Here is a 9061-nt window from a genome sequence, read left to right on the forward strand (position 1 = left end):
GTCCAGCGTCATCTTGGCGAACGGAGCCGCCTTCTGGTACTCGGCATTGGCATAGAGTGAGGAGCGCGTGCCCGGAGGAACGTTGGCCCAGCCTTCCTTCGAAGCGACCAGTTCGGCATAGTGCTTGCTGGTCGCCCAGGAGACGAACTTCTGGGCGGCATCGGCTTTCTGCGTCCCGGCGGGGATCGCCAGCGACCATGCCCACAGCCAATTGCCGCGCTTGCCCAGGCCATTGTCGGGTGCCAGCGCATATCCAACCTTGTCTGCGACCTGCGATGCCTTGGGATCGGAGACGAAGGACGCAGCGACGGTGGCGTCGATCCACATGCCGCATTTGCCCTGCTGGAACAGCGCCAGGTTTTCGTTGAAGCCGTTGGAGGACGCACCCTCGGGGCCGTCGGCCTTCATCAGGTCGACATAGAACTGCAGCGTGTTCTTCCATTCCGGCTGATCGAACTGTGGCTTCCAGTTCTCGTCGAACCAGCGCGCGCCGAAGGAGTTCGACATGGCGGTCAGGAAGGCCATGTTCTCGCCCCAGCCGGCCTTGCCGCGCAGGCAGACACCGTTCACGCCATTGGCGCGGTCGGTCATCTTGTCGGCGGCCTGCCTGATGAAGTCCCAGGTCGGCGCGTCGGGCATCTTCAGCCCGGCCTTCTCCATCAGGTCCTTGCGGTACATGACGAAGGAGCTTTCGCCGTAGAAGGGCGCGGCATAGAGCTTGCCGTCGACCGAAAGGCCGCCTGCGATGGCGGGGATGATGTCCTTGGCATCGTAGTCGTCGCCGAGCTTGTCGAGCGGCAGCAGCCAGCTCTGCTTGGCCCAGATCGGAACCTCGTAGGTACCGATGGTCATCACGTCGTACTGGCCGCCCTTGGTGGCGATGTCGGTGGTGACGCGCTCGCGCAGCACGTTTTCTTCGAGCGTGACCCAGTTGAGCTGGATGTCGGGGTTCGCCTTGGTGAAGTCCTCGGTCAGCTTTTGCATGCGGACCATATCGCCATTGTTGACGGTGGCGATGGTGATGGATTCGGCATGTGCGGCGAACGCAAGCGTGCTGGCCGACAACAAGCCCAGGGTGAGCGTGCGAAGTTTCATCAAATTCCTCCCTTGAACCAAGATGAGCATTTGCCTTGGCTTTGGGCAATTACTCACTTGGCGTGAATTATGTCAAGTCGGATTCGATGCTGCAGCGCAGCACCCGGGCGACACCGCAGGCCGGGACGAGCGGAAATTGCCAGGGCGAGAATCATCCCGGCCGGATACAGTGAGGCAGCAGCGGATAGATCTGCGAGAACCAGGCGCAGCCCGAAAGCTTGCCGGTCAGCCGGCGATCTCGGCCAGCAGCCAGTCGCGGAAGGCACGGATCTTCGGCACGTTGCGGCGCGCTTCGGGGTAGACCAGCCAATAGGCATGGCCGTCGTCGCCAACCAGATCGAAAGGCTGGATCAGGCGCCCGTCGGCAAGTTCCGCCTTGAACAGCGCCCTGGTCAGGACCGCGACGCCATGACCGGCGATCGCCGCATTGGCCTCATAGGCCTGCGCGCCCATGCTGCTGCCGGGCCGCTTGGCAAGATCGTGCGAATGCACGCCGGCAGCCTCGAACCATTGCGTCCACCAGATGTCGCCGGGATCGAGGATCGGCAGCCGCAACAGGTCCGCCGGTTCCCTGACGCCGCCGATGGTCGCCGCGAGTTTCGGGCTCAGCATCGGCGTGAAGTCGGCATCGAGCAGCTTGTGCGCCTCCAGGCCCGGCCATTTGCCGCCGCCCGAGCGGATGGCGATATCGGTATCCTCGCGGGCAAAGTCGGTCAGGCGGCTCGACGTTTCGAGCCGCACCGCCAGCGCTGGATGGGCGATCTGGAACGACCCCAGCCGGTGCGCGAGCCAGTTCGAGGCGAATGTCAGCACCGTCGTGACGCACAGCAAGCCGTCGGCCCCGCCACGCGCCGCGGCATAGGCCTGACCGAGAATGGCAAAGGCCTCGCTGACCGCCGGCGCGAGGCGCTGTCCAGCCTCGGTGAGTGCGATCTGGCGTGGTCGTCGCAGGAACAGCGGCGCGCCGACCCGTTCCTCCAGCACCTTGATCTGATAGCTGACCGCCGCTTGCGTCATGGCAAGTTCACTGGCGGCCTTGGTGAAGGAAAGATGCCGCGCCACCGCTTCGAACACCCGGATCGCCTGCAGCGGCGGAAGCTGTGCAACCTGCCGAGAGCTGAGGTCCGGCATAAAGCCTCCTTATGGGTCCTTATCGACGTTCGATTGGCAAAGACTGCCGTCAAGACCGACATTCCTAGTCAACCCGTCATTCGGGTTCAGGATAGCGAAGGTTGACGATCATGACCATGGCGCAGCAAAAATGCACTCCCGCACCGGATCACCGCTGGTTTTCGTGGCTGACGGATGGATTCGGCTGGTTCGCGGCCAAAAGACGAGCACATCTCGACATCAGGGACCTGTCGCCGCATCTGCAGCGCGATCTCGGTTTTCTCGATGGCAATGACCCTTTCGGGCGGCACAGCTAGCGCGGTTGGTTTTATCGCAAATCAGTTGTGGTTCCGGTCAGATGTTGGCCAGCAGGGCGGCGGCGGTCCGTTCATCGGTGATGAGGCCGTTGATCAGCCGCCGGTTCGCGGCCGCCAGGATGCCTGGCAGCTTTCGTTCGCCCATGGCCAGTGCGATGACCAGTGATTTCTCGCGTGACGGAAGCGACGCCGACGACACCCGGTCGTTGGTGATGCCCTCGATCATGCGGCCCTCCCTATCGAACACCCAGCCGACGATCTCGGCGATGCCGCCGGCCTTCTGCAGCGCCTTCAATTCGCTCTCCGAAATGAAGCCGTCTTCGTAGAGCGGCGCCTTGGGGCCGAGATCGCCGATGCCGATGAAGGTGACGTCGGCCTCGGCGGCAAGCGCAAGCGTCGGCTGGATCATCGGCTGGTTGAGCAGCATCTCGCGCTCCTCCGGCGACGAGGCGATGACCGGCAGCGGCATCGGGAAGGAGCGCGCCTTGACCCTGTCGGCCATGGTGAAGATGACGTTGTAGAAGGCTGCCGAGCCGTCCGGCGAGATGTTGCCGGTCAACGACACCACCTTGTGCTGCGGGCATTCCATCGGCGGCAACTGCTCGATCGCCGCCTTCAGCGTGCGCCCGGTGCCGATCGCCATGACGATCGGGGTCGGTGACCGCAGCCGCCGCTCGATCTCGGCGGCAGCCGCTTCGGCGATGCCGATCGTGGTCGAGGACGAATTGGGGTCGCTCGGCACCACCTCGACCAGATCGAGCGCAAAGCGCGATCTCAGCCGTGCCGCCAGATCGAGGCAGTTGGCGATCGGATGGTCGACGCGAACCTTGATCAAGCCCTCCGACACCGCCAGCGATACCAGCCGCTGCGCCGTTTGCCGCGAAATGCCGAGCGTCGAAGCGATCTGGTCCTGTGTGTTGCCGGCAACATAATAAAGCCAGCCGGCGCGCGCCGCATCGTCCAGCCTGTTGCTGCCACCATCCTGCCGGCTATTCAAAGTCCTGCCTCCCGAGACCGCCGGTCATGAGAGCGGCCCATGCCCACTTTCGCAGGGAACGGCCTGCTGCGCAATTGTCAATCTCGGGAGCAATTGCTTGCTGTCGATCGGCGTAGGCACGGCCCAGTTTTTTGCCTGTGTCGCCAAAGAGACTTGGCCGCGGTCCCGGCAGGCGGCAGGTTCTTGTGCTCCGAAGGTTTATCTCCCGGCTCAAACCCTTTAAGGGATGGCAAAAAGGAGCCTCACATGATGCCGAAAGCGGTTTTCTGGGACATGGACGGCACGCTGGTCGACAGCGAACCGCTGCACGAAGCAGCCCTGATGGCGGCGATGCGCAATGTCGGCCTTGTCCCGCCGGACGATCTGCATGAGCGCGTGCTCGGTGTCGCCGCCTGGCCGGTCTACGAGATGATGCGCGACGAGTTCGGCCTGGACCTGCCTTTCGACGACTGGATCGTGCGCAAATACGAGCATTATCTGCCGTTGGTCGACGGGCTGAAGCCGCGCCCGGGCGCGATCGAGATATTCAACGAGCTGCGTGCAAGAGGCATCCAGCAGGCCGTGGTCTCGAATTCGGACCGGATGATCGTCGACGCCAATCTGAGCATGGTCGGCCTGATCTACCCCGGCATGAAGACGATCAGCCGCAACGATGTGCGCGAAGGCAAGCCGCATGCCGAGCCGTTCCTGCGCGCCGCCTATCTGGCCGATGTCGACCCTACGCACGCCGTGGCGATCGACGACAGCTGGCCGGGCGCCATGGCGGGACTGGCGGCGGGCATGAAAACGATCTTCTGGCCGGAAAAGCCGATGGAAGGCCCGCCCGGCGCCGTCGTCATCAACAGCGCCGAGGAATTGCGGACTGAACTGGGGCTTTAAGCTTGGGGAAAGTGGGTGGCTCTTCCTGCGACGTCGATGATTGGCGAAACCGGCGAATAAGAGCGTCCTTCTCCCCGTCACTATACGGGGAGAAGTGCCCGGCAGGGCGATGAGGGGCGGCGCCGCGATTGACAATGAAGGCGCTTTCCATGGCGTATTGAGATCACGGTCAGGCCGAGTTTTGGTTCGTCCCACACTTTCGGGGCTTGCGCCGCCCCTCATCCGCCTGCCGGCACCTTCTCCCCGTATAGTGACGGGGAGAAGGGTCCTCAATTCCGGTAAACCGGTTCCTGCTCGTCGAGGATCGCCTTCAACTCGCTGAGATGGCGTTCGGCCTGGCCGGGATAGTCGTCCATCTCGCTCGCGGCCTTTTCTGCGATCGCGTCGGAAAGCGTGCGCAGCGGGCGGCCGGTCCACAGCGCCTTGATGTAGGTCTCGGCGGCGCGTTCGAAATAGAACATGCGGTTGAAGGCATCGGCGACCGTGTCGCCGATGACCAGCACGCCGTGATTGCCCATCACCATCACCTTGACCTTGGGATCGACGAGAAGCTGCGAGCAGCGCTCGCCCTCCTCCTCGAAGGCCAGCCCGCCATAATGCGCGTCCACGACATGGCGATTGAAGAACATCGCTGAATTCTGGTCGATCGGCGGCAGTGTCGAGTCAGCGAGCGATGCCAGCACCGTGGCGTGGATCGAATGGACATGCATGACACAGCGCGCGTGGCGCACATTGCGATGGATGGCGCCATGCAGTCCCCACGCCGTTGGGTCGGGCGCATCGGGGCCGGAGAGCGTTTCTGGATCGTTGGCATCGATCATCAGAAGGTCGCTCGCCTTGATGCGCGAGAAATGCACCTGGTTGGGGTTCATCAGGAACTGTGTCCCGCCATCATTGACGGCCAGCGAGAAGTGATTGGCCACCGCCTCATGCATGTTGAGCCGTGCCGTCCAGCGGAAGGCGCAGGCAAGATCGACGCGCTCCTCATAGTAGGGCAGGTTGGTCAGCGTTTCCTTTTGCAGACGGGCAAGGCTCATCCTAAAATCCTCCGGTTTCGGCAAGAATGCCGTGGCCAGCCCATGTCCGCAACCGGTTTTGGTTGGTGCAGGGATAGCTGTCTCACGCTGCCGTGCTGGCAGCGGCACCGCTGGCCCGCAGGCCGCCATGCTCGATGATGAAATCGATCACCTCCTGCAGCCCCTTGCCGCGCGACAGGTCGGTGAAGCCGAACGGCCGTTTTCCGCGCATGCGGCCGGCGTCGCTCTCCATGACATCGAGATTGACGTTTACGTAAGGAGCAAGATCGCTCTTGTTGATCACCAGGAAATCGGAGCGGGTGATCGCCGGCCCGCCCTTGCGCGGAATCTCCTCGCCCTGGCAAACCGAGATGACATAGAGCGTCAGGTCGGCGAGGTCAGGCGAGAAGGTCGCGGCAAGATTGTCGCCGCCGGATTCGATGAAGACGATGTCGAGATCCGGGAATTTCCTGTTCATTTCGGCGATTGCCTGCAGATTGATCGACGCATCCTCGCGGATGGCGGTGTGCGGGCAGCCGCCGGTCTCGACACCCATGATGCGGTCCTCGGGCAGTGCCTGCAGCCGCGCCAGCATCATGGCGTCTTCCTTGGTGTAGATGTCGTTGGTGACGACGGCGATGGAAAACTCGTCGCGCAACGCCTTGCACAGTTTTTCGGTCAGCGTCGTCTTGCCCGAACCGACCGGGCCGCCAATGCCGATGCGCAGCGGGCCATTTGTCTGTGTCATGTCGGAAACTCCGTGATGGCGAGGATGGCAAAGCCGAGCCCGATCAACAGGCAGAGCGGCGAATAATAGCGGACATCGAGCCGCGCGAAAGGTTGTTCCGGCGCCAGCCGCCGCCACCATGGCGTGAAGCCGGCTATGCCGCGACCCAGGAACACTAGGCCGATGAGCAGCGAAGTGGCGGCGAGGCCCTGCTTTGGGAAGGGTGAAGCAAAGACGCCTTCGAGCGCCAGCGGCCATAGTGTCGCCAGGCACAGGCACGCGGCAACGGCGAAACTGGCGAACGGCGACGGCATCTCATCGACACCGCGAAAACCGACCACGGCGCGAGCGCACGAGGCCGCATCCCGGCCCGGCCAGATGCCGCCAAGACCCCAATAGACATGCAGCGCGGTGATCAGCAGCAGAACAAGGGAGAGCGCGAAGGCGAGAAAAGTCATGAGCGGAACAGCCGCGAATACTGGGTTTCGTGCTTCATCGCCATGACATCGGAGACGAAGGCGCAGCCACCGAGATCGTCCAGTGTCGAGCGCGCGGCGCGGGCTGCGGTCGTCAGCGCCAGCGGCTCGAAGCCGGCTAACAACGTGGTCGCGCCGCTCTGGCCGACGATGCCAAGCCGGATCGCCGCCTGGGCGAGGTTGGAGAAGAAGGTTTGCAGGAAGGCTGACAGCGCATCCTGAAGCGCAATTGAATTGCCGCCGGCAACAGCGCCGACGGCGACGCAATAGGCGCATTCAGCCGGCAGCCGTTTCAGCACCGGATTTGGCCAGGCTGCCGCCGCTTTGAGGAAGGCCGCACCCTGCAGCATGGTTTCGGTATGGCGTTCGCGCGAGCCGGCCAGCGCCTCGGCGAGTGCCGCCACTTCATCGAGATCACCGGCGTGGCGTGCGCGGCGCCAACTCTCGGCGAACAGCACGGCGTCGTTCCAGCCCGAACCGATCTCGACAAGCGTTTCCAGCCAGCCGGCCAGGCTCCCGGCATCGGCAACCAGCCCGTCATGCACCGCGCGCTCGAGACCATGGCTGTAGGAAAAGCCGCCGACCGGAAAGGCAGGCGACAGCCACGCCATCAGCCGCAGCAGGGCGATGTTCGAAGGCTGGTCAGCCATGATCGTGGTGATGGCCGGCGTGACTGTGCGAATGGGTATGCGCTTCGTCATGAGAATGGCTGTGCGCTTCGGCGTGGCTGTGGGCATGCGCATGGCCGTGATCGTGGCTTTGCCCGCCATGCCCGGAATAGGCGCCGCGCACCGGCTTGAACGGTTCGGAAACGTCGGCCACCGTGGCGCCGAGCCCCTCCAGCATCGCCTTGATAACATGGTCCCGCAGGATGAGGATGCGACCGGCCTCGATGCTTGCTGCGAGATGGCGGTTGCCGATGTGCCAGGCGAGCTCGGCCAGATGCACGCCGTCGCGGGCGCGGATGTCATAGACCTCTTCCGGCGCCGCGATGATCTCGACATGGCCGCCATCCTCCAGCACCAGCCGGTCGCCATCGTTCAAGGCGACGGGTTCGGGCAGGTCGACCAGCACCTTGCTGCCGTCGGCAAGCTCGATGGCGCGGCGGCGCAAATGCCGCTCGTCATGGGCGAGAATGGCCCGGCCGGACGGTAGCGTGGTTCCGGCGTTGCCGGCGGACAGTACGGAGACGGCCCGCGGGAATTTGGTGAAGTCGGTGTTGAGGTTGAGCTTCATTTCATGGATCCCCCATTTGCTTGCGCCCGTGCACGGGCGGGCCGTGCCAGCACGCGGTCGAAATAGGCGTTGACGCGCTCGGAGTCGATCGGGAATCGGCCGGCGCGAGCCCAGCCGCCCATGTCGCCGAGCAGCACATCGACAGCGGAAAACCGATCGCCGAGCGCAAACGGTTTGTCGCCCAGCCGCCGCTCCAGCGCCTTCAGTTCCGAGGCAAAATCGTAAGCCGCCGCAGGACCGACATCGACGCGCACATCCCTAGGCAGCAGGAAGCGATGGCGCAATTTGTTCCACAGCGGCGCTTCCAACTCGCTCTGGGCAAAATGCATCCAGGAATCCATCTCGGCACGGCCCGCGACGCCCGGGTTGGCGCCCATGTCCTTGTCGGCATGCTTGTCGGCTAGATAAACGCAGATCGCCGCCGAATCCGTCACCGTCAGCTCGCCGTCGATGAGGATCGGCACCTTGCCCGATGGGTTGAGCGCATAGGCTTCCGGTGAGCGCAGATGAACCTCGACCAATTCATAAGGCTGCCCGAGCTCCTCGAGCATCCAGAGAACGCGGCTGACCCGGGATCCGCGCGATCCAACGGCCTTGTACATGTCGAACCCTGCCTTTCTCCAACAAGCTAGACCATCGCGTTCGTTCAGACGATGGTGTCGAAGAGCCGCAGGATGAACGATATCTGGTAGATAAGCGCCGCCGTGACGAAGGCGATGTGGAAGCGGCGGTCGCGCACCAGGATCGCGATGATGCAGAGCGCGACGAAGACCGGCGTGCGGAACAGATACTCGCTGCCGAAGCGGGCGAAATGCTCCGGCCCCTTCAGCAGCGTGTCGACCACGTCGAGCAGGTAGGTCGCAGCCAGCAGGCCGAAGAACCACGCACGGCGCGAATAGAAGAAATCCTCGTAGCTGGTGTAGTCCAGCATCGAATCGGGAAACAAAAGCGCACACAGCAGGAACAGCGTGATCGCGTAGAAGATGATGAACAGGTACTTGCCGAAGGTCCAGGTTTCGATGGCGTAGAGGCCGAACTCCCACCACCAGAAATGCACCAGCATCAGGAGCACCGAGACGACCCAGGCCAGATGCACGGGATAGAGCTTGTACTGGCCGGGATGCTGGACGATGCGCGCCACCCCCGACAGCAGGCGGGCGACGCCAAGCCCGATCACCATGCCCATGACGATGCGGATGTGCGGGAAG

General features: G+C 63.5%; 12 protein-coding genes. 2 read left to right on the top strand and 10 right to left on the bottom strand.

Features of this window, described 5'->3' with window-relative positions:
* On the bottom strand, positions 1-1095 hold a 1095-nt coding region (locus EN984_RS12345), incomplete at its 3' end, for a sugar ABC transporter substrate-binding protein (RefSeq protein WP_164765451.1).
* Between the two features lie 225 nt (positions 1096-1320).
* Positions 1321-2226, bottom strand: coding sequence for a transcriptional regulator GcvA (gene gcvA / locus EN984_RS12350; protein ID WP_127272481.1), 906 nt, complete (start codon positions 2224-2226; stop codon positions 1321-1323).
* 110 nt (positions 2227-2336) lie between these two features.
* Between gcvA and EN984_RS12355 the strand changes: the two genes are divergently transcribed.
* Positions 2337-2522 (top strand): hypothetical protein, encoded by a 186-nt coding sequence (locus EN984_RS12355; RefSeq protein ID WP_127268414.1) that lies wholly within the window; start codon positions 2337-2339, stop codon positions 2520-2522.
* A gap of 37 nt (positions 2523-2559) precedes the next feature.
* Here EN984_RS12355 and EN984_RS12360 read toward each other — a convergent pair whose 3' ends face one another.
* A complete protein-coding gene (locus tag EN984_RS12360) occupies positions 2560-3519 on the bottom strand; it encodes a sugar-binding transcriptional regulator (RefSeq protein WP_127268413.1) in 960 nt (319 codons plus the stop codon).
* Positions 3520-3765: 246 nt separating this feature from the next.
* Between EN984_RS12360 and EN984_RS12365 the strand changes: the two genes are divergently transcribed.
* On the top strand, positions 3766-4398 hold the full coding sequence (locus EN984_RS12365) for an HAD family phosphatase (protein WP_127383766.1): 633 nt from the start codon (positions 3766-3768) through the stop codon (positions 4396-4398).
* Between the two features lie 269 nt (positions 4399-4667).
* Here the strand turns inward: EN984_RS12365 and EN984_RS12375 are convergent, their stop codons facing one another.
* The 7 genes from EN984_RS12375 to EN984_RS12405 form a co-directional block, all read right to left on the bottom strand.
* A complete protein-coding gene (locus tag EN984_RS12375) occupies positions 4668-5435 on the bottom strand; it encodes a class II aldolase and adducin N-terminal domain-containing protein (protein WP_127268410.1) in 768 nt (255 codons plus the stop codon).
* 82 nt (positions 5436-5517) lie between these two features.
* Positions 5518-6162 (bottom strand): urease accessory protein UreG, encoded by a 645-nt coding sequence (ureG, locus tag EN984_RS12380; protein ID WP_127268409.1) that lies wholly within the window; start codon positions 6160-6162, stop codon positions 5518-5520.
* On the bottom strand, positions 6159-6599 hold the full coding sequence (locus tag EN984_RS12385) for a DUF3995 domain-containing protein (RefSeq protein ID WP_127268408.1): 441 nt from the start codon (positions 6597-6599) through the stop codon (positions 6159-6161). Before EN984_RS12385 ends, ureG begins: the two co-directional genes overlap by 4 nt.
* Positions 6596-7267, bottom strand: a complete 672-nt coding sequence (locus EN984_RS12390; RefSeq protein ID WP_164748834.1) for an urease accessory protein UreF — start codon at positions 7265-7267, stop codon at positions 6596-6598. The genes EN984_RS12385 and EN984_RS12390 overlap by 4 nt, the downstream gene beginning before the upstream one ends.
* Entirely contained in the window at positions 7260-7853 is a 594-nt protein-coding gene (gene ureE / locus EN984_RS12395; RefSeq protein WP_127268407.1) for an urease accessory protein UreE, read from the bottom strand. The genes EN984_RS12390 and ureE overlap by 8 nt, the downstream gene beginning before the upstream one ends.
* Entirely contained in the window at positions 7850-8455 is a 606-nt protein-coding gene (locus EN984_RS12400; RefSeq protein WP_127268406.1) for a glutathione S-transferase family protein, read from the bottom strand. Before EN984_RS12400 ends, ureE begins: the two co-directional genes overlap by 4 nt.
* Before the next feature lie 44 nt (positions 8456-8499).
* Positions 8500-9061, bottom strand: a 562-nt coding sequence (locus tag EN984_RS12405; RefSeq protein WP_245480056.1) for a hypothetical protein, incomplete at its 5' end; no start/stop codon positions are given.

Origin of the sequence: Mesorhizobium sp. M7A.F.Ca.CA.004.12.1.1 (assembly GCF_003997835.1) — a bacterium.
Classification (GTDB): Bacteria; Pseudomonadota; Alphaproteobacteria; order Rhizobiales; family Rhizobiaceae; genus Mesorhizobium.